This is a genomic window from Companilactobacillus halodurans (assembly GCF_009600995.1).
Taxonomy (GTDB): Bacteria; Bacillota; Bacilli; order Lactobacillales; family Lactobacillaceae; genus Companilactobacillus; species Companilactobacillus halodurans.
Map to the genome: position 1 here is coordinate 1 of NZ_VDFO01000040.1, position 26,621 is coordinate 26,621.

Sequence of the window (26,621 nt, forward strand, 5' to 3'; positions counted from 1 at the left end):
ATGTATATTACTATAACAACAAAAGGATAAGGACAAAATTGGCCGGAAAGACACCGGTAGAATACCGGAATCTTTCCGACCAACTGATTGCCTAAAATAAACTCCAATTAATGGGGTTCACTTCATTTTGTGACTTGAGATTTTTTGTTATCTTTTAACTAATTTAACGATTGTTTCAACGTGTGGCGTTTGTGGAAACATATCAACTGGTTGTAAGTAAACGACCCGATATTCCTTAGTCAAAGTAACCAAATCCTTGGCTAACGTGGATGGGTTGCAAGAAACATAAACTAGCTTTTCAACGGGATGCTCGTTTAAAGTTCTGATTAAATTGTTTTCCAAGCCAGTACGAGGAGGATCGACGATAACTGAATTAACAGCTACTTTGTCATTCAGTAGTTGTGGATAAATTTTATCAACTGAACCGACGTAGTAATCGGCATTTTCAACTTCATTTAATTTGGCATTAGCTTTGGCATCTTCAATCGCTTCAGGGATAATTTCAATACCATAGATATGTTTAACTTTATCAGCCATCGTGATGCCGATAGTCCCAACACCGCAATAAGCATCGAGTAGGATGTCTCTTGGACTTGGCTCCAAGGCTTTGTTAACTAGGTCATATAATTTATCGGTTTGTAGAGAGTTCAATTGTAAAAAAGCTCGAGGTGAAAGATTGAAGAGATAGCCATTGATATCTTCTTGCAAATATTCGTCGCCCCAAAGTAATTTCGTTTCATCGCCCCAAACAGCCCCTTGGTCTTCTTTATTGATATTTTGAGAGATTGAACTAACTTCAGGAATTTCTTTTTGAATTCTTTCAATCAATTGGTGCTCTTTGATAAACTTGGTAGAACGTGTCACGAAGGTAACTTGTAATTGGTTGAATTCGACTGATTCACGGATAATAATCATGCTAAGGATTCCTGATTTTTGCTCTGGATTGAAGACGGGAATCTGTAAATCTTTGATCATCGAAACGATTTTACGCATGGCTTGCATTGTTAAGTCCATTTGCGTAGGCATTTCTTCTAGGTCGACTAATTCTTGAGTGCCATTTTTGTAAAGACCGCAACGAATTTGTCCATCGATTTCTTGAATGGGGAATTGAGCTTTATTACGATATTTTTCTTGTTGAACAGAGCCGACGGTTGGTCTGATCATGTATTTATCGTGAGCATAAGGCTTATACTTTTCAAGCGATTCACGGAGGATATCCGCCTTATATTTTAATTGGTCCTCATATTTGATATGGGCAAATTCTAGGCCTCCTACTTCATTGGCGAGTTCAGGAGTATCAGGATTTCTTGCTGGACTAGCTTTTCTTAATTTATGGATGCGACCGTTTAAAAAATGTTCGTGGACGTCAGTTACTTCGCAGACGATGACGTCTTGCGGAACTGCTTTAGGTACAAAGACGATGACATGCTTGAAAAAGCCGATACCTTCGCCGTTGATGCCGATACGTTTGATAGTTAGCGGAAATCTGTCGCCAACTGATAGTTCTTGCGTAATGTTATTTGTATGCATAATTTTTCCTTTGAATGTTTTTGAGATAAACTTACTCTTGAGAGTATAACACGGTGAGGTAATAATATATTGGCAAAAATCACAAAAATCCAAGCACAAAAACGAAAGGGCAGGTACAATATTTACCTTGATGGTAAGTATTCTTTCCCTGTTGCAGAAAATACTTTGATTGAATTTCGCTTGATGAATGGCGTTGAATTGACTGATGGTCAAATCAAGGAAATCCAATCACGAGAAAATGTTAATAAAGCTTATGGCGATGCGGTTAACTATTTAAGTTATCAATTGCGGACTGAAAAAGAAATTAAAGAGTACTTATATAAGAAAGAATATCATCGCGATGCAGTTGATTTAACGATAGATCGACTTAAAGACTTGCACTACATAGATGATGAAAACTATGCACAAAGTTTTATTAATACTCAACTACGTATGTCTGCCAATGGTCCCAAAATAATCGAGCAGAAAATGCTGCAAAAAGGGGTGCCAAGTGCAGTCATTCAAAATAAGCTGGATGAAATTGACCAGGACATCTTAGTAGAAAACGCGATTGAATTTGCTAAAAAGCAGGTTCGTAAACAAAAACGAGCTTCATTTAAACAAATGCTGAATAAATTACGTCAAAGTTTGTATCAAAAGGGATTTAATAAAGAAATAATTGATGAGACAATCAATCACTTAGATTTAGAGCCTGATGAGGATGAAGAACTAGATAAATTACGTGCTTTGGTTAAAAAGGTTGAACACAGATATGATAAACCAGAAAAATTGATTCATTATTTAATGACTAAGGGTTATCATTTTGACGATATCAAAAAAGTTTTGGAAGAAGAGATAGAATAGGTATACCTTTCAATAGTTTCACAGCTCTGTTATAATTTTTTTGGATAGATTTAGATTTTTAGAAAGCTGGTAAGTTATGCAGATTCCTAGAGAAGGGGATTACGTAGCAATCCAGAGTTATAAGCATGATGGTCATTTACATCGTACTTGGCGTGAAACAATGGTGCTAAAGACAAGTGAAAATGAAATTATTGGTTGTAATGAGAATACTCTTGTCACCGAAGCTGACGGACGTCGTTGGGTAACTATAGAGCCCGCATTAGTTTACTTTCATAAAAAATATTGGTTCAATATTGTAACTATGATAAGAAACAGCGGCGTATCTTATTACTGCAATTTAGCGACACCGTTTGCCTTAGACAACGAGGCCATCAAGTATATTGATTATGATTTAGATGTTAAGGTTTTTCCGGATGGAGAAAAAAGATTGTTGGATGTGGATGAATATGCCGCACACAGCAAGATGTGGAATTATCCACCAGAGATAGATACAATTTTACATGATAATGTCGACGTTTTAATTGATTGGATCGATAAAGGTAAGGGTCCTTTTTCGCAAGCCTATGTTGATCTTTGGATGCAGCGTTACAAGGAATTGTCACACCATTAGGGTTGCTATATCCTATGAGACCGCCATTTGGTGGTCTTTTTTAATATCTGATATCTAAGGAGAAAATCATGGAATTACGAGTCTTGAATTATTTTTTGATGATTGCAAGAGAAGAAAATATCACTAGGGCGGCTGAATTGTTGCACGTCAGTCAGCCAACGCTTTCACGCCAAATTGCTCGTTTAGAAGAAGAATTAGGCGTTAAATTGTTTACTCGTCAAAGTCACAAGATAAGTTTGACCGAATCAGGATTATTATTACGTCGCCGAGCAGAAGAAATGCGTCAATTGAGCGATAAAATTTTTGATGAAATGTCAGAGGACAATCAAGAATTGACCGGACAGATTGCTATCGGTAGTGGCGAGTTTTTAAGTATGAATGAGCTAGCGGAATTGATTGTAAAATTTCATAAAAAATATCCATTGGTGACCTTCGATTTTCAAAGTGGCAACTCCAAAGACATTGAATCTGGTGTCGAACGAGGCTTGATAGATTTAGCTTTACTAGTGGAACCAGTCAATACTGAAAAGTACGAATTTGTCAGAATAAATCAACAAGAACATTGGGGAGTTTTAACAAGAAATGATTCTAACTTAGCATCTTTGAAACAAATCACGCCACAAGATTTGGAAGATGAGTCAATTATTTTATCTAAAGGACCTTCGATGCAAAGTGAATTACGCCATTGGCTGGGTGATTCATTTGAAAAAGTTAAAATTGTTTCTTACTATAATTTGTTATATAACTCAGTTATTTTAGCTAAAAAAGGCCTTGGTAGTGTTTTATGTCTAGATTTAGAGGCTAGTTATGAAGGGATGACCTTTGTTCCTTTGCAACCAGCTTTAACTTACAGTTCAGTATTAGCTTGGAAAGCTGATCAAATCTCTTCAAAAAGCGTGACAACTTTTGTTGAATTTGCCAAGAAATACCTTTAAGGCATTCTGTCTAATTAATAATAAGCATTATACATTTCATAATCTAGGTTTCATAATAAGGATGTTCCTCAAAGGAGCATCTATTTTTTTTGAGAGAAATTTATGAAAAAAGCAGACGTAAGTAAAAAATATGATATACCGATTGAAATCTTAGATGAATATGAGTCTTGGGGTTTGTGCAACGTTGTGAAATATGTGATGGGCGAATGGCAGTACGATGACGAAGATTTGAAGCGTTTGAGTATGATTATGGCTTTGCATGATATCGGTTTTAAAAATAGTGAAATAGAAAAATATATGAGATTATTATTGGAGACAGATAATTCACAACAACAGATAATCGATTTATTGACCGATAAACGTAAGAGCAAACTGCAACAGATTCATCTTCAAGAAAAACAATTGGAAAGAATTGATTATTTGAGATATAAGATAAAAAATTCTCAGAGGAATTAGTAAGTATAGATTGTAAAAATCATACCTTATTTGAAAGGAAGTATTTGTGTTGGAATATCGTAAATTAGGAAATACTGGTTTAGATGTATCACGATTTTGTTTAGGAACAATGGGCTTTGGCAATCCTGCAAAAGGAAATTTCCCCTGGTCAGTTCAATATGACCAAAGTGAAAAAGTTGTTCAAAAAGCCTTAGATTTAGGAATCAACTTTTTCGATACAGCTAATTTTTATTCATACGGTGATAGTGAAAGAATACTAGGTAAAGCTTTGAAAGAGAATGCCAACCGTGATGAAGTCGTTGTTGCTACTAAAGTTTTCTTTACAAAATCAGATAAACCTAATCAACAAGGCTTGTCACGTAAAGCTATCTTGAGTCAAATTGACAAAAGTTTACAGCGGTTAGATATGGACTATGTCGACCTCTATATTATTCACCGTTGGGATTACAACACTCCTATCGAAGAGACGATGGAAGCTTTGCACGATGTTGTTAAGTCTGGGAAGGCTAGATACATTGGTGCTTCTGCTATGTATTCATGGCAATTTGAGAAAGCTCAAGCAGTCGCTAAAGAACATAACTGGACTGAATTTGTTTCAATGCAAAATCACTTGAACTTGTTATATCGTGAAGAAGAGCGTGAAATGATGCCCCTTTGCGAAGACCAAAATATTGCCGTTACACCTTATAGTCCACTAGCTTCAGGACACTTAACTCGTCGGACTTGGAACGCTAATACGAAACGTTCGGAAACTGATGAGGGTGCTCGCGGTAAATACGATGCTGCCGAAGATCAAGATATGAAAATTGTCGAACGTGTTGGTGAAGTTGCCGATAAACACAATGCCACAATGGCACAAGTTGCTTTAGCTTGGTTGTTGCAAAAGAAGCAAGTTGTAGCTCCAATTATTGGTGCTACTAAGCCCGATCATTTGGCAAGTTCAGTTGATGCCTTGAAGTTGAAACTAACTTCAGAAGATATTAATTATCTAGAAGAGTTATATTTGCCACACAAGGTTGTTGGACCACTTACTAAATAAGATAATAGGTTTACTCGTTAAGATAAATTTAAGTAAAATGGTGAGGAAAATGACTAAAACACTTTATTTGATGCGTCATGGACAGACTCTTTTTAATGAGCTTCATAAAATCCAGGGTGTTTGCGATTCTCCTTTAACTCAAAAGGGAATCGATGATGCAAAAAAAGTTGGAACTTATTTTAAACAAAATAATGTGAATTTTGATCACGCTTATTCCTCTACACAAGAACGAGCTTCAGATACATTGGAATTAGTAACTGATTTGCCTTACCAAAGAGTCAAGGGACTAAAAGAATGGAACTTTGGACTATTTGAGGGTGAAAGTGAAAAGTTGAATCCTAAGTTTGATCCAAAAATTGGATCATTAGGCGACTTCTTTGTCCAATATGGAGGCGAAGGTGCAGACCAAGTTCAACAACGAATGGTCAAAACTTTGACGAATATTATGCAACAACCCGACAATGAAAATGTTTTTGTCGTAAGTCATGGTGGCGCAATTTATCTATTTCTGAAGAATTGGATTCCTTTAGAAGAAATCGTTAAGCATGTAGAATTGCACAATTGTTCAGTTTTGAAATTCACCTTTTCTGATGATGTTTTTAATTATGAAAAGACAATTAATGTTACAGAATAAAAAAATACTCCAGCCAAATTTTTGGTTGGAGTATTTTTGTGGGTTTATTACTTTTGTGAATTATCGTCACTAAATGTGATACCAGATAGGAAATCTTTAATTCTCGTTGTAGGATGATTGAAGAATTCATCAGGAGTTCCGTCAAAGATGATATTGCCATCTTCAACGAAAACTATCTTATCAGCAACTGAGCGGGCAAATTCCATATTGTGAGTTACGATGACCATTGCTTGGTCCATCTTACTTAACTCTTCTAGAATCAACAAAACTTGAGTTTCTAGTTCTGGATCTAGGGCACTGGTTGGTTCATCCAACAAGATGTAATCAGGATCCATTGCAAGTGCACGACAGATTGAAACACGTTGTTGTTGACCACCAGATAATTGGCTTGGAAAACGGTCAGCGTATCCCTTTAGACCAACTTGAGCTAGTAACTGGCGAGCTTTTTCTTCAGTTTCTTTCTTAGGTTGACCAAGAACAGTTTCTGGAGCTGTTGTGATATTTTTCAAAACAGTCAAGTTAGGAAAGAGATTCCAGTTTTGGAAAACCATACTAGTCTTTTTTCTAATATCAAAGCTGAGTTTCTTAGAAACAGGTTCTGCGTAATCTAATTTTAAGTCTGAAAAACTTAAAGTGCCGCTTTCAGGTCTAACTAGAAGGTCAAGTGATCTCAAGAGAGTCGATTTACCAGAACCAGATGGTCCTAGGATAACGGTTGTTTCATTATCGGGAAAATCAACGCTGAGGTCTTTTAAGACTGCTTTGCCATCATATTTTTTGACAATGTTTTTTAATGAAATCATTAACCTTCACTTCCTTTAACGTATTTTGAAGTTTTGCGTTCGAGATAATGTTGTAAGAATGTCAATAAAGTACAAATTACAGCATATAGGAAAGCAGCCAATGAGTACATCAATAATGGTTGATAATTCTTAGCAGTGATTTGTTGACTGACCTGGAACATTTCCAAAATCGTAATTGAACTGGCCAAAGATGTATCCTTGACCAAACCAATAAATGAATTAGAAAGTGGAGGCAACGCAATTCTGACTGCCTGAGGTAGAACAATTTTTTTCAAAGTTTGACTAGTCGTAAAGTTTAAGGTAAAAGCTGCATCCCATTGATCTTGAGGTACAGATAACAAAGCTGAACGGATAGTTTCAGATGCATAAGCACCTGTATTCATTGAAAATCCAATTACGGCCGCAATAAATGGTGAGAGTTGAATCCCAGCACTTGGAAGACCGAAGAAGATAATAAATAATTGAACTAGTAATGGTGTGGAACGGAATAACCAAACATAAAAGTCGGCAATTGCCCGAAGTACCAACCATGGATATTTGATTAGTTTATTTTCACTGGGTTTAATAAATTTAATTAGAGCTGTTAAAACGGCCAAAATCAAACCGAAGAAGAACGAAACCAATGCTAATGGAATTGTGTATTGCAACATTGCAGTAATCATTTCTGGCAATGAAGTAACGATAATGTGCCACATGAAAGAAAAACCCCCTTTGATGAGTTAATAGTTATTTTTTAGTAATATCTTCACCGAAGTACTTCATAGAAAGTTTTTTCATTGTGCCATCTTTATAAAGTTCTTTAATAGCTTTGTTGACACGACCTCTTAGGTGAGTAGAGTTCTTGTTGAAAATAGGTGCAATTTTTGAAGGAGCTAATTCCTTATTTGGAATTGTGATATATTTCAAATCAGTATTCTTGTGATCTTTCTTCCATGTTAGAAAGGCTTCTCTAGAATTGAAGGCACCCTTAACACGTCCTTCATCGATCATAGACATTGATGTTTGGAAATCACTTGATGGAACAACGTCAGCACCGAAATGCTTAGCGTGATTGTAATTATCAGTACCAGTACCAGCGGCAATCTTTTGACCCTTGATATCATCAACTGATGTGATTCCTGTACCATCTTTAGTGATAACAACAGACTTAGAGTAAATATAAGGTGTTGAGAAAATGTATTGTTTCTTACGTGAGGCATTTTCTGCCACATTATTTAAAACGACATCGAATGTCTTAGAATTTAGTCCAGCAATAAGCGAATCCCATTTTGTTGGAACAAACTTAGCTTTTAAATCAAGTTTTTTGGCAATATCTTTACCAAGGTCAACTTCAAATCCTTTCAATTTACCGTCCTCACGGTATGAGTAAGGAGCATAAGTTCCTTCCAAACCAATCGTTAGAGTGCCTGCTTTCTTAGTGTCGGAATTAGCACTCTTGTTGCTTGAGCATCCAGTTAAGACCAAGATTAAGGCCACAACTGTAGTTAAAATTAAAGCGATTCGCTTTTTCATTTTTTGGTATCCCCCTATATAGAAATTCATCATTTCTCATTTTCTCATAAATTAATCATTCTTAGAAAGAATTTGACTTTAAAACTTAAATAAATCAGTTGATAGGTATCTTTCACCATTATCTGGGGCAACTGTTACAACTGCCTTGCCTTTTCCTAACTTCTTAGCAATTTCAATCGCACCAAAAATATTAGCACCAGCTGAAATACCAGGTAAGAAACCTTCCTTGCGACTGACTTCTTGAGCCATCTTAATAGCATCGTCGCTTGTTACTTCGATAATATCTGAATATGAATTCTTATCAAGCGTGTCAGGAATGAATCCAGCACTGATTCCTTGAATCTTGTGAGCTCCTGTTTTTCCTTCTTTTAATAGAGGGGATTCAGCGGCTTCTAGAGCATAGACCTTAACATCTGGATACTTCTTAGTTAAAGCATGGCTAACGCCTGAAAGAGTGCCACCAGTACCAACACCAGCAACAAAAGCATCTACTGGGGTATCGCCAAAGGCATCGATAATTTCTTTACCAGTAGTTTTTTCATGGATTTCTGGGTTAGCAGGATTAGTAAATTGCATTGGCATGAAGTAACCTTTTTCTTTAGATAAGTCAGTGGCACGTTTGATGGCACCGCCCATACCTTCTTTACCAGGTGTCAAAACAAGTTCTGTTCCATAGCCTTGCATCAATTTACGACGTTCAACACTCATTGTGTCTGGCATCATGATAATCAAGTGATAACCCTTTGCTGCAGCCACCAATGACAAACCGATACCGGTATTACCTGAAGTAGGTTCAACTAAAGTGTCGCCAGGTTTGATCTTGCCAGCTTTTTCGGCTGCCTCGATCATTGAAAGGGCGATTCTGTCTTTAATGGAACTGCCAGGATTGAAGAATTCCAACTTAACATAAACGTCGCCAGCATCTTCTGGGACAACGTGATTCAATTTTACGATTGGTGTATTTCCAATTAATTCTGTAATATTGTTAGCAATTTTTGTCATAATTATTTTCTCCTTAGCAAGTAGTTAATTTGTGTTCAGTCACAGTCTCGAGCCAATTTTGATAAAAGCTCAATTGTGTTTGTTTCCATGAAAACATTGGCTTATGGTCAAGTGGGGAATAGTAGTTGCTAGCCGGCCTAGCATCTTTTACTTTGTGACTAGCAATCTCTCTTTGATACTCGCCATCTAAACCATATCGCTGATATTCAAGATGTGAAAAGATAAAGGCTTGATGTTTAACTTTAGATTCAATCAAAGTAAAAAGACCATTTTTGCTGATTGCTTTGACCTCAAGTCCCTTGGTATTTTCGATTTGTTCGTGACTCATCTCTGCGTAACGAGCGTGTGGGGCTGGAAAATTGTCGCTAATGTCATTCAAAAGCTTTGAATTATTAATGATTTGATTTTGAAAAACACCAAATACTTTATGCGGTAAAATCTTTTTATCAATATTATATAGTCGATTAAGGGCAGCCATGGCGCCCCAACAGACATAAAGTTGAGGAATATTTAACCGATCTAATAAGTCGATTAGTTGGTTGATTTCATCAGCGTAGGTAACTTCTGGGAAATCTAATTTCTCGACTGGACTACCAGTGATGATGAAACCATCTAAGTTTTTGACCTCGTTTAAATCTAATGGCTTCATGTTTTCAGTTATTCGAGAGTCGAGCTGACGATTAACATAACGAGTAGCAGAATAATAAAATTTTAATTCTACATCATTTCCTAAAGCAGCTTGAAAATTTTGCATAGTTTCTAATTTGTTTTGCATTAAATTCAAGATTCCAATTTTAACAGGTTCCACAAGTAACTCCTTTCTAAGCAGCCAGAAATACAAAAAAGCGGGGCTGACTAATGTCAACTCCGCTTGATAGTTTTAGTTTTCACTACTTGATTATCAATTGAGTGGTATTAGACATGCTGAAAAAGTATAGTAATGTTCGTTCATTACTACACAACAACATGCTTTAACTTGTTCGTTATTAAAATTCATCATGTCAATACCTCCTGCAATTAAGATGTCTCAAATTTACAATTAAAAAAATAATAAGTCAAGCATTATTTACTTTTCTTCGAGTAAATTGAGAGTGATTCAAATTCCATATATGAAGCTAAAGTTAGTGATATTACTAAAATTAATACCAACCAACCGAGTGTCGTACCAAGAATCGTAGTTAGCGGCATAAACTTAGCAACTAAATAGATACTGAGAGTCGACAAACAGAAATCGACAGCTAAATTAGCACCAATGACCAGTTTGCTTCTCTCCAATATAAAGAAATTCAATAATTCCTTGAGAACTTTTTGAGTTGAACTGCGATACATGATTAAAACAGGACGTTGTGCAATCACTTTGACCGCGAACATACCAAAGGCCCCGACAATTCCTCCAACAATAATTCTCCAACTCAAAGCATGGAGTACAAGCGAATTGTAGGAAACTCCAATGATTGATAAACAGAGGATGTAAGGGATTATAAAGAAGAAAAGGTAGATAACTGCGATTTTTTTATTAGACATTTTTGACAACTCCATATATACTGATATACCTATTTTATCATTAAAAAGGTTTATTGTTGAATACAATGACACCTGTTATAATTGTTTTGTTTATACTAAGTTTACATATGAAAGTGAGTGCGAGTTAAATGAGTGGTGACTCTTCTGGAGCGTCGCTTTCCGGACAGCTGATTTTAATAGTTATTTTAACGCTATTAAATGCTTTTTTCGCGGCCGGTGAGATGGCGATTGTCTCCGTTAATAAGACGTCTGTTGAAACAAAGGCTAAGGGGGACGATCGTCGAGCTAAAAAAATTCTTCAATTGATCAACGATCCTAATAAGTTCCTATCAACGATTCAAGTAGCAATAACTTTAGCAGGATTCTTATCATCTGCTAGTGCGGCAACTACCTTAAGTACTAGATTAGAATCAGTTTTAGGACAATTTCCGGGTAGTCGTGAGATTTCTATTGTGGTTATAACGGTAATTCTATCGTTTATCACACTGGTTTTAGGAGAATTGTATCCTAAGAGGATAGCGTTACAACGCCCATATGAGGTGGCCAAATTTACTCAACCAATGATTGGATTATTTGGAAAAATTCTTAGTCCATTCATCTGGTTGTTAGATGCGACAATTAATTTATTGATGAAGATTACGCCAATTGATTTCAATAAAAAAGATGAGCCAATTACTCGAAATGAGATGATTGCAACTCTTCGTCAATCAAGAAATAATGGAACGATAAATTCCGATGAGTATCAAATGTTACAAGGCATCATTCGTTTTGGTGACAAGACGGCAAGAGAAATCATGGTTCCAAGAACAGATGATTTCATGATTGACATCAATAACCCTGTTGATGAAAATATCGATGATATTTTGAATCAACCATATTCACGAATTCCGGTCTATGGTTCAGATAAGGATAATATTATTGGTATTATTCACATCAAGGATTTATTGAAGAAATCACGTGAAGTTGGTTTTAATAATATCAATTTCAAGTCGATTATGAAAGAGCCCTTGTTCGTTCAGGAAGGAACTAATATTGATACTTTATTGTTACGAATGAGAAGTACCCAAACGCAAATCGCCATGGTAGTCGATGAATACGGTGGGATTATCGGTTTAGCTACGATTGAGGATATATTGGAAGAAATCGTTGGTGAAATCGATGATGAATATGATCCAGTTACAAAGAATTTCCAAAGATTGGGTCCAAATAAATTCTCAGTTGTTGGTAAGATGACAATTGAAGATTTCGATGAGCTGTTTGAAGAAGAAATCAAAGTTGAAGATGTTGATACGATTGCTGGTTATTTAATCATGGGAATCGGTGAAATTCCGGATGCCAAACATCCTAAGTCAATTACGCTCAAAGATGGCGTCATAATTACATCTGGCGAGTTAAACGGTTCAAGAATTGAAAATGTTATTGTGACTGTTCCAGATGTTAAACTAAAGAATGTTACTACAAACATGTTTAAAGGGAAATACTAGCAGTATTTCTTTTTTTTCGAGGAAAATTATGTTGTGAATATAGTGGTAGAAGTTATTAGAAATAGCGTTAGATAGAAGAGGAAGGAAATGCGTAAAAGCAGTTATCAATAGTTGTTTTTACGCTTAGATAAATATGGATCAAAAACAACTAGAACAAGAAGTAAATAAACGTCGTACTTTTGCTATCATCTCTCACCCGGATGCTGGTAAAACTACTATTACAGAACAAATGCTTTATTTCGGTGGGGTAATTCGTTCTGCTGGTACAGTTAAGGCTAAAAAATCTGGTCAATTTGCGACATCTGACTGGATGGAAATCGAAAAGAAACGTGGAATCTCTGTAACAAGTTCAGTTATGCAATTCCACTATCGAGATAAAGATATCAATATCTTGGATACTCCAGGACACGAAGATTTCTCTGAAGATACTTATCGGACTTTAATGGCAGTTGATGCCGCAGTCATGGTGATTGATTCTGCCAAAGGTATCGAGCCTCAAACTAAGAAATTATTCAAGGTCGTTAAACAACGTGGTATTCCTATTTTTACATTTATGAATAAATTGGATCGTGATGGACGCGACCCACTTGATTTGATTGCTGAATTAGAGGAATTGCTTAATATCGAAGGCTGCGCAATGAATTGGCCTATCGGTATGGGTAAGGAATTAAAAGGTCTCTATGATATTGCCAACAATCGTTTGGAGTTATATCGAAAAGATGGCGACGACCGTTTCTTGCCTTTGAATAAAGATGGTCAATTAGAAGAACACAATCCAATCGAAGAAGAGGGCAGCTATGAACAAGCTCTTGGAGAAGTCGATTTGATTAAAGAGGCTGGAAATCAATTTGACCTTGATAAGATTAAAGCTGGTAATCAGACTCCTGTCTTCTTCGGTTCAGCTTTGACTAATTTTGGCGTTGAAACTTTCCTCAATACATTCTTAGATTTGGCACCAGCACCAAGTGCTCATAAGCAAAAAGACAGTGAAGAAATCGTTAAGCCAGATGATGAAGAATTTTCAGGTTTCGTCTTTAAAATTCAAGCTAACATGAATCCTAATCACCGTGACCGAATCGCCTTCGTTAGAATTTGTTCGGGTGAGTTTGTTAGAGGAATGGATGTTACGCTTCAAAGAACTGGTAAGACAATGCGTTTGAATAATGCAACCGAATTTATGTCTGATCAAAGGGAAACAGTTAAAACAGCTGTTGCTGGAGATATTGTTGGACTTTATGATACAGGTAACTTCCAAATTGGCGATACGATTTTTACTGGTAAAAAATCTGTTCAATTTGAAGACTTGCCACAATTTACGCCTGAAATGTTTATGGAAGTTCAAGCTAAGAACGTTATGAAGCAAAAGTCATTCCACAAAGGGATGCAACAGCTAGTTCAAGAAGGTGCCGTTCAGTTGTATAAGAAATATACGACGAATGATTACATCTTAGGTGCTGTTGGACAACTACAATTTGAAGTCTTCCAATTTAGAATGAAGAATGAATATAATTGTGATGTTGTTATGAAGCCAATCGGTTCCAGAATTGCTCGTTGGGTCGACCCAGAACAATTAGACCCATCAATGTCTTCAACTAGAAATATGTTGGTCAAAGATTTGGATGATAAACCATTATTCTTGTTTGAAAATAGATTTGCGGAAAACTGGTTCACTAATAAATATCCAGATGTTAAGTTAACTTCAAAATTATAAGAAATCGCTGAAAGGCGGTTTTTTTTATTATAAAATTTATGTGGCACTGCAAAAAAATAAATAAAGGGGGATTTAACAACAAGGTGAATGCGGAGGCAATAATTGGAATTGTCGAATCAGAAATTTGAAAAGATTAATTCTAACAACCGATTAATTTTTTTATTTTACTCAGTAACAATTTTGTAATTTCTAAATGACTTTTTTTAGAATATCGGGGAATTTCCTGAGTTTTTCATAATAATTCTTTAAAGAACTTAAGAAAATCTTAAAGTCAACCGTCAAAAAATTACAATTATTTTTCAAATGTTTAATTCTTGTTACAAAATCCGTGTTTTATTGAAAGTGCTTTTTTTAAATAGTAGTCTATAACTAGATTATTTATTAAGGGGAAACCATTTATGTCTAAAAAAAATCTGTTAACTAGTGCTCTAGTACTTGGAACATTGGCTGCAACTGCTACACCTTCCGTAGTTTCAGCTGCAACTACAAATGATGTTGATTCAACAACACCAACAAATACAGAACAAGTAAGTAATAAATCAGAAGATAATAAATCAAACGTAATTGCTGGATCAAGTGTTAAAAAAGTTGATACGACAGTTGCTAATTCAGCAACAGTTCAAGCTGCCAGTGAATCTGTCAGCGCAGCTTCAAATACTACAGCTATTATTCAAGCCGCTTCAGGGGTTACGACTTCACAACAACAAGCTTTCCTTAATGAAGCTATACCAATGGCTCAAAAGGCAGCTGCTAAATATAATCTTTATACTTCAGTAATGTTGGCTCAAGCTATTTTGGAAAGTGCTTGGGGTACTTCTACTTTAGCTACACAAGGCCATAACTTATTTGGTATTAAAGGTGATTACAATGGTGCCTATGTAACAATGCCTACTTCTGAATGGAGTTCTTCACAAGGTTGGTATACAATCAATGCTAACTTCAGAAAGTATCCTAGCTACTATGAATCATTTGCTGATAATGGTGACAAACTTCGTAACGGAGTTTCATGGGACTCAAGTTATTACAAGGGTACGTGGAAGGAAAATACTAGTTCTTACAAAGATGCTACTGCATGGCTACAAGGTAGATATGCAACCGCTCCAAACTATGCATCTTCACTTAACAACTTGATTTCAACTTATAACTTAACTCAATATGATGGAACACCTGAAACAAACGGTGGTTCACAAACGAACGATAATTCAATCACTGTTAAGAATACAAATGGCAGCTATGTTCCATTAGTAGCCGTCAATAGCGATGGTTCTACTAAAGCTATCACTAACCGTGGTTTAGCTAATAACACACCTTGGTATACTGACCAAACAAAGACAATCAATGGTCATGTCTATTATCGTGTTGCTACAAATGAATGGGTACAAGATTCATATTTAGCATAATTATTGATTTGTAAAATGAAATAAGAAAACTTTTAAAATATGAAGCATAATAATCAATTTTGGTTATTATGCTTTTTTTAGTTCCCTTTTTTAGCAAATTTTGAAGTGATTCATGCCATCTTTTTAAATTCAAGACAAATTGTATAATAATTCTTTTCAATAATTGAATCCAAATCATACTGGTTACTTAGTATTATTTGTATACAAGGATAAATATTTATTATAAAAAATATGTTGCAATTTATGAGGTGGACATCATGAAAAGGAGAGGACTAAGTCTATTTGCAATTTTATTATTGCCAGTTTTTATTTTTCTTAGCAAAATCACTACTGTTCAAGCTGCCGATTCAGATACAAAAGCAACACATCCAACAACACAAGAAGTTTTTCAAGGAGCTCCTCCATGTCTTAAACTGGAGGATTATTTTGAAAAAGTCGATACTTATCAAGGTACTACTGCAGTTTCAAACAGTGTTCAAATATTAAAAGCAACTGATTCAGGATACCCTTCTGATATTATCCGTTTGACGAATGGTAACAATCAGGTCGGTTCAGTTTGGGGAAAAGCTAACAGTACGTCAACGACTGATACTAATTACAATTATAATTATTTAGATTTATCAAAGGATCAGGAAATTTCTGGTTGGATTTATATCGGAGATTCTGATGCCTATGGAAAAACCGGGGATGGATTAGCTTTGGTCCTTCAAAATGACGCTCGAGGAATCAATGCCATTTCTACTTATAATTGGTCGGTTCTGTTTCAAAATAAAAGCAAAGCTGTTGGAGGGGAAACTTTAGGAGTTTGGGGTGGTGTAGATAGTCCTACCGATATTTCCAATACAACTAAGTTTGCTCAAGGAGCCATTCAAAATAGCTTGGCTATTGAATTCGATTCTTATAGAAATGAAACTAAATCTGCAATTTTATCTTCTCAAGATAATTACTTTGATGCGCTGACTGATTCTACTAACGTTTTAGAAGCTAAGGGAGAGCATATCGCCTGGAATTATCCTGGAGAAGCCAGTACATATGAAAGATTTAGTTATTCTCTGGGTTCTTATTTTGGAATGCATCATAAAGATTCAATTCATAATTTAACGATAGCTGGTTACGATGGCACCCCTGAAATTGATCGGGCTTGGCATCATTTTACTTTTAAATACACTAAACCAGAGACTAGCGGTGGAACGACTGCCAAGATGTCTTATATTTTTAATGATAAAAATTATGACGGTTCAGTGAGACCTTTTTCAAAATGGGATAAAAGAGAGAATATCTCAATAGATTTGAACAAGTTCAATTTAAATTCAGGACAAACAAAAATTCGTTGGGGATTCACTGGCGGTACCGGTTCACCGGATTCTAAGGTAGCAGATAATTCGATTATTTTGGAAAAAATCCCTGCCGTTGCCAATGTTTTGTCAGCAACAAGTTTATTTGATATCACGCAAAATAGAGAGATTTTGGATTTAGATCAAAATCCAACAGCTGATTCCAAGGTCAATAATAATGACCAATTGAGATTTGATTACGATTTGAACTATGATTCAGGACTTTCAAAAACTGGGAATATCACAACTGAACTTAATTTGCCAACGTATGTAGATTTCACTCAAAATGATGATGGTATTGGCAAAATTATTTATACAGATGAAGATGGCAATGAGATTTCCAATGATATCCCTGATTCAGCCTTAACTAGCGATAAAACGACTCTGAATTTAACGTTAAATTCAATGGATTTAACTAATAAAAAAATCAAAATTGAATTATACGGATACGCTAAGGCACCTGATTCGGAAACAGCAAACGTTATAACGGTGCCACAAGCTCATACTTCATATCAAAGTGACCATTATACAGGCGATGTGATGTCGCCTCAGTTTGAAATCGACAATGAAAGCCTTAATCTCACAGCTACAAGCGATACAAATCAGGAAATCATTGAGAGCCAATCAACTACTTTAAGCGGTTTAGCTAATTACTTGAAAGGCAGTACCTTTGATGGAAATGGTTTATCAGTTCATGCAAAAATTGATGATGGCGACGAAGTGATTTGGAATGACATTTCAACAACTGCAGGCGATAAGGAAGCCATAATTTCAAAGGAATTAACGGGAAAGTACTTAGGAGTTGGAAATCACAAAATTGATGTTTATCTGACTGATTCATCGAGAAGAATTTCAAATACGATAACTTATAACATTCAAGTTATTGAAAGAAAATTAGAATTGACTCCTCAAGATGAAGAAATTACGGTCAATGATAATAAACCAGTTACAATTACTGGAAATTACAACTATTCCGATGATTCTGGTTTCCAAAACGATACTGCAACGATAACTTATCAAATCACAAATGAAGGTGAAGATTCTCAAGAGAGCGTAACGACGACGATTTCTCAAGAAGTTGATGCAAAAAAGGGCAGTGCTAAAATCTCATTAGATCCAATAGCCTTAAATAAAGCTACTGATATTTCATTAGATGATTATTTGAAGACGAATAATGTCGGATTAAAAGAAGGTAAAAATGAGATAACGATGGTTGTTTCTGATACAGCTGATAATCCATCGAATAAAGTAACTTTTGTTGTCAACGTGCCTAAAATGGAACCACTGATTACAACAAAAGATTCGCAATTGTATTCTTTAGGGATGTTTCCTATTGAAATTCCATTGACTTTTGAATATCCAACGACCGCTGAAACAAATAATTATCAGTTAAGTTCAAATGATTTAGAACTTAATTCTACGATTGACGGAGTAACTTATCGCTCTAAACCAGCAATGAATGGCGATATCGAGAATCCATACGCTTGGAATCCAATTGTGGAGTTGAATGATTTAGGAATTAAAGAATTGGATAAAACTACTTATACAGTCAAACTTTACGTAACTGATCCTTATGGAAGAAAATCTAATGAATTAACTTATCAAATAGATTTCAATTTAAAAGGGGCAGAAGTACTGGTTGATGATTCTAGCTTTAAGACAATTGATCCCAAAACATTTGAAACTGGTTATGTAGCGCGAAATAATGATTGGAACGTCAAAGTTAGAAGTTACAATTCAAAATGGAAATTGAATGCATCAGGTACCAAACTCCAAAATACTATTGGCAATAAGGATACCGATTTGAATATGTTTTATGTAGATGAATATTCAGCTACGAGCTTATTAAATGATCCACAAATTGCAAGTGATGACCAGACTAATAGTGGCAATCAAGTCTTTGATATTTCCGGTAATTGGAATCATGATGAAGGTATTTTGTTGAAGACTGATTCAGTTCCAGAAGCCGGCGACTATCAAGGAAAAATCACTTGGAGTATCGATGACAGTATTTAAAAAAGAGTTGAGATATTAATTTATCTCGACTTTTTTATTGTCCTCAACTCCTGAATCGCTTATCATATTTAAATGAGCTTTTTATGTGAGAGAGTGAAATAAATGAATGAAAAATTAACCTGGAGAAATCTTTTCTTTATCGGATCAATGTTGTTTGGCTTATTCTTTGGCGCCGGTAATCTGATTTTTCCCGTCTTTTTAGGTCAACAAGCTGGTAATAATGTCTTTTTTGCAATTGTTGGATTGTTGATAACAGGAGTTGGTCTGCCACTACTAGGGGTAGCTAGTATGGGCGTGACTGGCAGCAATAGTGTTTTTGATTTGGCAAGTAACATTAATCGTCCTTTTGCCTATGTTTTTACAATTCTGTTATATATGACGATGGGACCGTTGTTCGCTATTCCCAGATTAGCGACGATTTCGTTTCAATTAGGGTTGGTTCCTTTTGTCGCCAAATCTCATCAAGTTTTAGTTTTGGCAATATTTTCGGGAATCTTCTTTATCGTGACTTATTTGTTGGCTAGAAAACCTAGTAAATTAATGACTTATGTTGGTAAATGGTTGACGCCAATATTTTTAATATTATTAGGAATTCTAGTAGTAACAGCTTTTATCAAACCAATGGGTGGTTTGAATGCGAACCCTCAAGGACAATACGTTAAAAATCCGACTTTGAGTGGTTTTACTGAAGGTTATAATACGATGGACGCCTTAGCCTCATTAGCTTTTGGAGTCGTTGTAATTGATACGATTAAAAATTTGGGAATAACGCATCCGAAACAAATTGCTAAAGATACTATCAAATCAGGTTTTATTTGTGTAATTTTGATGGGCATAATTTATGGATTTTTAGCATTGATAGGAACAATGAGCGTCAATCAGTTCTCATTGGCAACTAATGGTGGCGTAACTTTAGCGCAAGTATTCAATTATTATTTTGGTTCTTTTGGCAGTTTATTGTTAGCTTTAATCGCAATCATTGCATGTTTGAAGACGTCAATTGGTTTATCATCGGCCTTTGGAGAAACTGCTCAAGAGATGTTTCCAAAGTTTAATTATCAAGTAGTTTTAATTGGTGCTGGGATTCTTTCATTTGTGGTAGCAAACATTGGCTTAACTAAATTGATCAATTATTCAACACCTGTGTTGATGTTCTTATATCCATTAGCCATCGTTTTGATAATCATTGCAGTGTTAACGCCGATTATTGGTGAATCTAGATGGATTTTTGGAATTGCAACTTTATTTACTTTGATACCTGCAATTTTGTCAGGTTTGAATGCTTTACCCGATGCATTGAGAAGTACTGGTTTAGTCCAACAAATTTTGACAGTCAATCAGTACTTGCCAATGGCGCAATTGAATTTGGGTTGGGTCTTGCCAGCAATAATTGGCCTTGTTATCGGTTGGTTGATTAGTTGTTTTAAGAACTATCGAGTAGTCGATGAAACTAGATGAAATATGGAAAAATAAAAATCTGTCATTCACAATCAAAATAAAAAATGATTGTCAATGACAGATTTTTTAATATCTCTATATCCCTTTATTTATGGGCATTTAGCTTGTTTTTGCTTGCCAAATTGTCTAAGGTTATATATAAGATTGCAGGGGGTATTGTGAATTGGAAGTATCAACTCTACTAAATAATTATTTGAATTTGAAAATTAATTTCTATCAGAAAAGGAAACGTTGGCAAGATTGAATTGCTAACGTTTCCTTTTTTATTTCTGTAATTTTTCATATTAAATTGATGTAGAGAAAAATAAAAATATTTGGAGAAAATTATGACGACAAGAGTTTTATTAGTTTGTGGTTCAGGAGCATCATCAGGTTTTATGGCTGCTAATATGCGAAAAGCCGCCAAGAAACGTGATTTGGATTTGAAGATTCAAGCACGTAGCGAATCAGAACTAGAGAATTATTTAAATGAAATCGATGTTTTAATGATAGGACCTCATTTAGCTTATTTAGAAGATGAGATGAAGGATTTAGTCAGCGACAAAGTAAAAGTCATTTTAATGAATGCTGATTATTATTCAATTTTAGATGGTTCAAAAGCGGTGGATCATTTATTAAATGTAATTGGGGATAAGTAAGGGGAATTTTTATGAATGAATTTATGAATGTTTTAAGTACTAAATTGGCACCGAAAATCAATAAAGTTAATCGTAATATCTGGATTAGTGTTTTAAAGGATTCAATTCTACAAGTCTTGCCATTTATCTTGGTAAGTTCATTTATTACATTATTGGGTTTGTTTTCCAATATATTTAAATGGTGGCCTGATCTTTCAGGTATCAGCAATTTTACTTTTGGGATAATTTCTATCTTTGTATCATTTTTGATTCCTTTCAATATGATGGAAAAGAAGAAATTGTCTAAGCAACGTCTAATCTCTGGTTTAACAAGTATCGGATTATTCTTATTACTGACTAATCCTAATTTAACAAAAAATGGCGAAGCTATTTTCCAATTCAGTTTCTTTGGAGCTGGTGGGATGTTTGTTGCTATTTTATGCGGTATCTTCACAGCTTTTGTGATGGAGAGATTTGGTAGTTTTTCATTTTTCAGTGAAGACAGCGTTATTCCTGACTTTGTGACTGCGTGGTTTGATTCAATGTTGCCAATTGGAACAGTCATTGCTTCAGGATGGCTGTTTGTCGATGTTTTAAAAATTGATGTTTATAAATTAATTATTCAATTGTTCTCGCCATTAGGAGGAATTGTCGAAACTTTGCCTGGTTTTGTTTTGGTAATGTTTATCTTTTGCTTCATTTTCTCAATGGGAATTTCTACTTGGGTAATGACGCCAATCACAACGCCAGTTTTCTTAGCCGCCATCCAAGCCAACCAAATGAATGGTGCATCAAAAATTGTTACTAGTGAGACGCTTTATTCAGCCTACTTGTGGATTGGTGGTGTAGGTTGCACGATGCCATTAGTTTTGATGATGCTATTTTTTGCTAAATCGAAACGTTTAAAGACTTTGGGGAAGGCCTTTATCGTGCCTAGTATTTTTAATATTAATGAACCAACGGTCTTTGGTGCGATCGTTTGGAATCCATATTTGATGGTGCCAATGTGGTTGCAAGGAATTATTTTACCAATCATCGTTTGGGTAGGATTGAAGAGCAAATTGGGTCAAATTCCATCATCTGTTTTCCAATTGTGGTATGTGCCATTTCCAATTTCAACTTGGTTGACAGGGAAAACATTTGGTTCAATTATTCTAGTTTTATTGGTGTTCATCGTGGCTGCTATGATTTGGTATCCATTCTTCAAATTGTATGACCGTGATTTGATGGAAAAAGAAATTGAAGAAGTGGAGTAAACTAAATGACTGATAATGATGCAACAATTAAAAATACCATGGATATCATCCTTTTTTCAGGTGATGCCAGAACCTTGATTATGCAATCGATGGACTTATTGGGGGATTGTGATTATCAAAAGGCCCAGGATTTGATGAAACAAGCTCATGAAAAATTAGTTAAGGCTCATCAATTGCAGACTGACCGTTTGCGAGACGAAGCTGATGGAGAAACCTTGGAATATTCAGTTTTATTCACTCACGCTCAAGATACAATGATGACCGTTAATACTGAATATAATTTGGTTAAGCATCTGATAAGTGTATTTGAAAAAAGAGACCAGAACTGCTGTGAAAAGAAATGTCGGTAAATTTCTAATAGCATCCTTCAAATAATCATAAGAATTTTTAAGTAAACGTATCCAAAAACATCTTCCTTACCCATTTTTGGTAGATTATTCAAATTTAATGTTTTATTATATAAGAGTTGCTTGTATCAATTAAGCTACTAGTATTTATTGTGAGTAATAAAACGGTAGTAGAAATGCAGAATTATATAATAAACTAATAAATGATAATTTGGAGCTTTTATGAAATTAAGTACACATTTGGCAGATGCCGCCCTAAAAGCCCTGTTATATGAAGTAGACGTTCAACCTAAACCGGGTTTAGTTGATCCAGTCGATCACTCGACTCATTTGGATATGGACGTTTTTACTTTTATTGACAGTGCTGTTTCATTACGACCATATTTAGAACAATTCGCCCAAGCTGGAGTTGATTTTGAGGGTGAAGATTTAACTAAGTTATTTGCTTCTATCAGAAAAATCGGAGTCAAGGCTGAGAAAGCTATGTTTGAGGCAACTGGAGAAATCAATACTCACAAAGGAGCAATATTTTCTTTGGGAATCCTTTTAGCAGCAACTGGATATGACCAAGATAATACTCGCGTGATTACTGAACGAATGCTTCGCGGTTTGACTGAAAATGATTTTAAAGATTTGGATAAAAAGAAGAATCTAACCAATGGTGAGAAGATGTTTCTTCAATATGGCGTGACTGGTATTCGTGGTGAGGCTGAGCGTGGCTATCCAATCGTGTTTGAAAAATCGTTACCTTTCTTAAAAGCACATTTTGGCAATGATTTCAATAATGTTTTATTGGATACATTGATGGTAATAGTTTCTGAATCATACGATTCTAACGTTGTTAAACGTGGCAATTTGGAATCTTTGAAGAATGTTCAAAAATACGCTCAAGATATTTTAGAGGCTGGGGGATGCAGCAATCCTGATGGTCGTGAAATTCTAGATGATATGAATAGTTATTGTAATGAAAATAATCTTAGTTTAGGTGGCAGTGCTGATTTATTGATTATTACTGTCTTCTTATTCTTGATATGAATTGAAATTAAAAGGAGTTGATCAAATGGTCAACTCCTTTTTAGTGATTAAAGCCAGCTACTATCATTGACAGAAGTCAGTTTATCTTTTTTAGAAGCTTGGTAATAAGTGCTTTGATTGAATTCGTCTTGATTGCCAATCTTATAAATCGTGTCTTTGGTTACGTAATGGGATAATTTTTTACCGTCTTTATTGTAAAAATGTGCTTTTGGAACAGTTACTTGAAGACGGAAATCATCGGCAACCATGGTTTCAATCATATTTTCGTCATATTGAGAATCATTGGTAATGATTTTAACATCACTTGCTTTAATAAATTTATCTTTACCGATGTGATAATAGAAACCATCAGATTTTAAATTGCTGGTGGTAGTAGTTGCGTGGATGGTGGTTTGATTAATTGCAGGAACAGTACTTATGCCAGTACCAATGGCAACGAGGGATGCTAATAAAAGACTCTTTTGAAGTAATTTCATAGTTTTTACCTTCTTTGAGAAACTTGATAAATTTGCTAATCCTTTATCAAAAAAGATAATAACTTATTAAAAGTGAGAAGTATATTTTACGGTGTAGCCAAGTGGTATAGGGATAATCTTGTATGAAATAATAGTCTCGAAAATATAAAAAAACTGGTCGGCCTAATTTAGGCTGATCAGCTTTTTTAACTAATTCTCATGTTTCGTTCTCTTTTTTATAATTACTGCAATTCCTAAGATAAAACCGATTACTATCAAAACCCAACTATTCTTATTACCAGTTTGTGGGAATTTACCTTTGCCATAACTTGCTGCTTGAGATGCAGGTATTATGCTATTTGAAGTTGCTACACCTGATAATAGTGATTGAGTGATTGCATTGGAATTTTCAGATTCAATTGCATTTTTTTTGGTAGTAGGAGTTGTTAGATTGGATAATGTAGAATTTTCCGGATTAATCACTGGGCTTGCTGGGTAACTTGGGTTTTTAGAAAGGGAAGTTATACCAGGTTTTCCAGGTATTAATTGGACAGTATTTGAAGAACTTGGTTTGCTAGGTTTTCCAGATGGATAAGTAGCACTAGGTTCATTAGGACTCTCTGGATTAATCACTGGAGAATTTGGCTTGCTAGGATTTGTCGATGAATTGCCTGTGCCAGAGTCATTAGGTTGTTCAGGGTTAACATTTGAATTATCTGGATTATTAGGATTTGTTGATGAATGACCTGTACCGGAGTTATTAGGTTGTCCAGGGTTAACGTTTGAATTATCCGGATTATTAGGATTTATCGATGAATTGCCTGTACCAGAGTTATTAGGTTGTTCAGGGTTAACATCTGAATTATTTGGATTATTAGGATTTACCGATGAATTGCCTGTACCGGAGTCATTAGGTTGTCCAGGGTTAACGTTTGAATTATCCGGATTATTAGGATTTACCGATGAATTGCCTGTATCAGAGTCATTAGGTTGTTCAGGGTTAACGTTTGAATTATCCGGATTATTAGGATTTACCGATGAATTGCCTGTATCAGAGTCATTAGGTTGTTCAGGGTTAACATCTGAATTATTTGTAGGTGGTGTTACGGTACTAGGTGTAGATGATATTTTCTCATCTTTAGCCTGTAGATTATTAGTACTATCTTTTACTACTGTGAAATTGATAGGATCTTTGTTAAGTTCATATCCACTTGGGGGAGTTACTTCAACAAATGAGTAATCTCCAGCGTCAATATCAGTGATCTTTATTTGACCATTTTCATCAGTAGTCAGGTTGCTTTCGATTACTTTGCCATTACTGTCTAATAGATTATAAACGGCACCAGCAAGTGGCGTATTTGTAGTGTCAACTTTTGTCAGAATTACTTGACCAGAATTTGAAATAGTAGCTTCATTAACATTAACATTAAATTTTTCAACTTCTACTGGAGTCGTTTGACCTGCAACAACGGTAAAATTGACTGGCGTTGAATTTAATTCGTATCCAGTAGCTGGTTGTGTTTCAACAAATGAGTAGTCCCCGGCTGCTAAGTTGTCAACAGCAATTTTGCCATTATCATCTGTTACTAAGTTTTCTTTGACGATGTTGCCATTATTATCTAAAAGCTTGAAAGTTGCACCTGCAACCGCTGCGTTAGTGTTTGAATCAAGTTTTTCTAAGATGACTGCACCAGGTTCAGCACTATCCGTTTGATTAACTGTTATATCTTCCATTCCATTTGAAGGTATCGTGACTTGGATTGGAGAAGGATTTAGCTGATAACCATCAGGTGCTTTGACTTCAGTTAATGTATAATCTCCATATATAGCATTGTCAATAACTAACTTGCCATTAGTATCAGTTATAACATCAGGCATAATAGTTTCTCCACTATTGTTAGTAATTTTGTATTCAGCTCCTTGAAGGCCATTTCCAGTGATTGGATCAGTTTTATTTAGGGTGATTGAGCCATCATAATTAATACCACCACCACCACTGTTACCACCGGAATCAATGCTTATCCAATCATATGCAGTTGAATCCACATTAAAAGTTCCTTCGTTAGATGACATTGAGTCACGATTCATCCAAGATACAAAGTTATCTTTATTTGAAGTTATCGAAGTACTAAAAATAATATTAAAGGTTTTAGAAATATTATTAGGTAAGGAAATTGTAAATTGATCTCCTGAAGTCGTTACAGTTGGAGTAATTGATTGTCCGTCACTAATAAATTGGCCTGATTTGTATGAACCAGTAGTTATGGTTAGAGAATCAGGTATATATGTTTGATGATCTTCTGGTGGATTTCCCACTAAACTCCCTAATGTATCCGTAATAACAACATTATTCAAATCATGGTCATTAGGGTTAACAATAATATTCCAAGTTATTTTTTTATAAGTTTGAGAGGGATCAGTTTTTGGTATTTCGCCGGTTTCATTGATCATCCAATCGTCAGTGTCACTGTTACCGTCCTCATCACCCTCAGATGGTGTTAGTCTGATATTCCGGACACGGTCTCTATGTTAAAATTGTGAAATTAATAAGGAGAACTTATCTATGACTCAAAAATTTTCAGCCGAATTTCAGGCCTCAATTATGGATCTTTACCATTCA

General features: G+C 35.2%; 25 protein-coding genes. 16 read left to right on the forward strand and 9 right to left on the reverse strand.

What is annotated here, in order from left to right:
- On the forward strand, positions 1-95 hold a 95-nt coding region (locus FHL05_RS12865), incomplete at its 5' end, for an IS3 family transposase (protein ID WP_153384874.1).
- A 52-nt stretch (positions 96-147) separates the two neighbouring features.
- On the opposite strand, the gene rlmD is transcribed toward FHL05_RS12865, so the two are convergent.
- Positions 148-1,530 carry a 23S rRNA (uracil(1939)-C(5))-methyltransferase RlmD gene (gene rlmD / locus FHL05_RS09965; protein WP_153386064.1) on the reverse strand — a complete coding sequence of 461 codons (1,383 nt, stop codon included), beginning with the start codon at positions 1,528-1,530 and terminating at the stop codon, positions 148-150.
- Positions 1,531-1,599: 69 nt separating this feature from the next.
- On the opposite strand from rlmD, the gene recX reads away from it, so the two are divergent.
- From recX to FHL05_RS09995, 6 genes are all read left to right on the forward strand, one after another.
- Entirely contained in the window at positions 1,600-2,373 is a 774-nt protein-coding gene (gene recX / locus FHL05_RS09970; protein WP_153386062.1) for a recombination regulator RecX, read from the forward strand.
- Positions 2,374-2,449: 76 nt separating this feature from the next.
- Positions 2,450-2,983: a DUF402 domain-containing protein gene (locus FHL05_RS09975; RefSeq protein WP_153386060.1), complete on the forward strand. Its 534-nt coding sequence runs from the start codon at positions 2,450-2,452 to the stop codon at positions 2,981-2,983.
- 68 nt (positions 2,984-3,051) lie between these two features.
- A complete protein-coding gene (locus FHL05_RS09980) occupies positions 3,052-3,918 on the forward strand; it encodes a LysR family transcriptional regulator (protein WP_153386058.1) in 867 nt (288 codons plus the stop codon).
- 102 nt (positions 3,919-4,020) lie between these two features.
- Positions 4,021-4,374, forward strand: coding sequence for a MerR family transcriptional regulator (locus tag FHL05_RS09985; protein WP_153386055.1), 354 nt, complete (start codon positions 4,021-4,023; stop codon positions 4,372-4,374).
- 49 nt (positions 4,375-4,423) lie between these two features.
- Positions 4,424-5,413, forward strand: a complete 990-nt coding sequence (locus FHL05_RS09990) for an aldo/keto reductase (protein WP_153386053.1) — start codon at positions 4,424-4,426, stop codon at positions 5,411-5,413.
- 49 nt (positions 5,414-5,462) lie between these two features.
- Positions 5,463-6,047 carry a histidine phosphatase family protein gene (locus tag FHL05_RS09995; protein ID WP_153522596.1) on the forward strand — a complete coding sequence of 195 codons (585 nt, stop codon included), beginning with the start codon at positions 5,463-5,465 and terminating at the stop codon, positions 6,045-6,047.
- A gap of 47 nt (positions 6,048-6,094) precedes the next feature.
- On the opposite strand, the gene FHL05_RS10000 is transcribed toward FHL05_RS09995, so the two are convergent.
- The 6 genes from FHL05_RS10000 to FHL05_RS10025 form a co-directional block, all read right to left on the reverse strand.
- A complete protein-coding gene (locus FHL05_RS10000; RefSeq protein WP_153386051.1) occupies positions 6,095-6,850 on the reverse strand; it encodes an amino acid ABC transporter ATP-binding protein in 756 nt (251 codons plus the stop codon).
- Positions 6,850-7,545 carry an amino acid ABC transporter permease gene (locus FHL05_RS10005; protein WP_153386049.1) on the reverse strand — a complete coding sequence of 232 codons (696 nt, stop codon included), beginning with the start codon at positions 7,543-7,545 and terminating at the stop codon, positions 6,850-6,852. Before FHL05_RS10005 ends, FHL05_RS10000 begins: the two co-directional genes overlap by 1 nt.
- 31 nt (positions 7,546-7,576) lie before the next feature.
- Complete coding sequence (locus FHL05_RS10010) at positions 7,577-8,362, reverse strand: transporter substrate-binding domain-containing protein (protein ID WP_153386047.1); 786 nt, start codon at positions 8,360-8,362, stop codon at positions 7,577-7,579.
- A 78-nt stretch (positions 8,363-8,440) separates the two neighbouring features.
- Positions 8,441-9,364 (reverse strand): cysteine synthase A, encoded by a 924-nt coding sequence (gene cysK, locus FHL05_RS10015; protein ID WP_153386045.1) that lies wholly within the window; start codon positions 9,362-9,364, stop codon positions 8,441-8,443.
- A gap of 13 nt (positions 9,365-9,377) precedes the next feature.
- A complete protein-coding gene (locus tag FHL05_RS10020) occupies positions 9,378-10,172 on the reverse strand; it encodes a homoserine O-acetyltransferase/O-succinyltransferase family protein (protein ID WP_162000282.1) in 795 nt (264 codons plus the stop codon).
- A gap of 254 nt (positions 10,173-10,426) precedes the next feature.
- Complete coding sequence (locus FHL05_RS10025; protein WP_153386043.1) at positions 10,427-10,888, reverse strand: hypothetical protein; 462 nt, start codon at positions 10,886-10,888, stop codon at positions 10,427-10,429.
- Between the two features lie 128 nt (positions 10,889-11,016).
- Here FHL05_RS10025 and FHL05_RS10030 point away from each other — a divergent pair, with 128 nt between their 5' ends.
- The 9 genes from FHL05_RS10030 (at position 11,017) to citG (ending at position 23,546) form a co-directional block, all read left to right on the forward strand.
- A complete protein-coding gene (locus FHL05_RS10030) occupies positions 11,017-12,372 on the forward strand; it encodes a hemolysin family protein (protein ID WP_153386041.1) in 1,356 nt (451 codons plus the stop codon).
- Positions 12,373-12,505: 133 nt separating this feature from the next.
- Positions 12,506-14,083, forward strand: a complete 1,578-nt coding sequence (locus tag FHL05_RS10035; RefSeq protein WP_153522598.1) for a peptide chain release factor 3 — start codon at positions 12,506-12,508, stop codon at positions 14,081-14,083.
- A gap of 398 nt (positions 14,084-14,481) precedes the next feature.
- Complete coding sequence (locus FHL05_RS12735) at positions 14,482-15,483, forward strand: glycoside hydrolase family 73 protein (RefSeq protein ID WP_153386038.1); 1,002 nt, start codon at positions 14,482-14,484, stop codon at positions 15,481-15,483.
- 257 nt (positions 15,484-15,740) lie between these two features.
- Positions 15,741-18,833, forward strand: a complete 3,093-nt coding sequence (locus FHL05_RS10045; RefSeq protein ID WP_153386036.1) for an L-type lectin family protein — start codon at positions 15,741-15,743, stop codon at positions 18,831-18,833.
- Between the two features lie 102 nt (positions 18,834-18,935).
- Positions 18,936-20,291: a branched-chain amino acid transport system II carrier protein gene (gene brnQ, locus FHL05_RS10050; RefSeq protein WP_153386034.1), complete on the forward strand. Its 1,356-nt coding sequence runs from the start codon at positions 18,936-18,938 to the stop codon at positions 20,289-20,291.
- Between the two features lie 326 nt (positions 20,292-20,617).
- Positions 20,618-20,929: a PTS sugar transporter subunit IIB gene (locus FHL05_RS10055; RefSeq protein WP_153386032.1), complete on the forward strand. Its 312-nt coding sequence runs from the start codon at positions 20,618-20,620 to the stop codon at positions 20,927-20,929.
- A gap of 11 nt (positions 20,930-20,940) precedes the next feature.
- Positions 20,941-22,164: a PTS sugar transporter subunit IIC gene (locus tag FHL05_RS10060; RefSeq protein ID WP_153386030.1), complete on the forward strand. Its 1,224-nt coding sequence runs from the start codon at positions 20,941-20,943 to the stop codon at positions 22,162-22,164.
- A gap of 5 nt (positions 22,165-22,169) precedes the next feature.
- Positions 22,170-22,514 carry a PTS sugar transporter subunit IIA gene (locus FHL05_RS10065; protein WP_153386029.1) on the forward strand — a complete coding sequence of 115 codons (345 nt, stop codon included), beginning with the start codon at positions 22,170-22,172 and terminating at the stop codon, positions 22,512-22,514.
- A 219-nt stretch (positions 22,515-22,733) separates the two neighbouring features.
- Positions 22,734-23,546, forward strand: a complete 813-nt coding sequence (citG, locus tag FHL05_RS10070) for a triphosphoribosyl-dephospho-CoA synthase CitG (RefSeq protein WP_153386027.1) — start codon at positions 22,734-22,736, stop codon at positions 23,544-23,546.
- A 47-nt stretch (positions 23,547-23,593) separates the two neighbouring features.
- On the opposite strand, the gene FHL05_RS10075 is transcribed toward citG, so the two are convergent.
- Together FHL05_RS10075 and FHL05_RS10080 are read right to left on the reverse strand one after the other, a co-directional pair.
- On the reverse strand, positions 23,594-24,022 hold the full coding sequence (locus FHL05_RS10075) for an SLAP domain-containing protein (protein WP_153386024.1): 429 nt from the start codon (positions 24,020-24,022) through the stop codon (positions 23,594-23,596).
- Between the two features lie 189 nt (positions 24,023-24,211).
- On the reverse strand, positions 24,212-26,452 hold the full coding sequence (locus FHL05_RS10080; protein WP_153522600.1) for a SpaA isopeptide-forming pilin-related protein: 2,241 nt from the start codon (positions 26,450-26,452) through the stop codon (positions 24,212-24,214).
- Positions 26,453-26,621 lie beyond the last annotated feature (169 nt).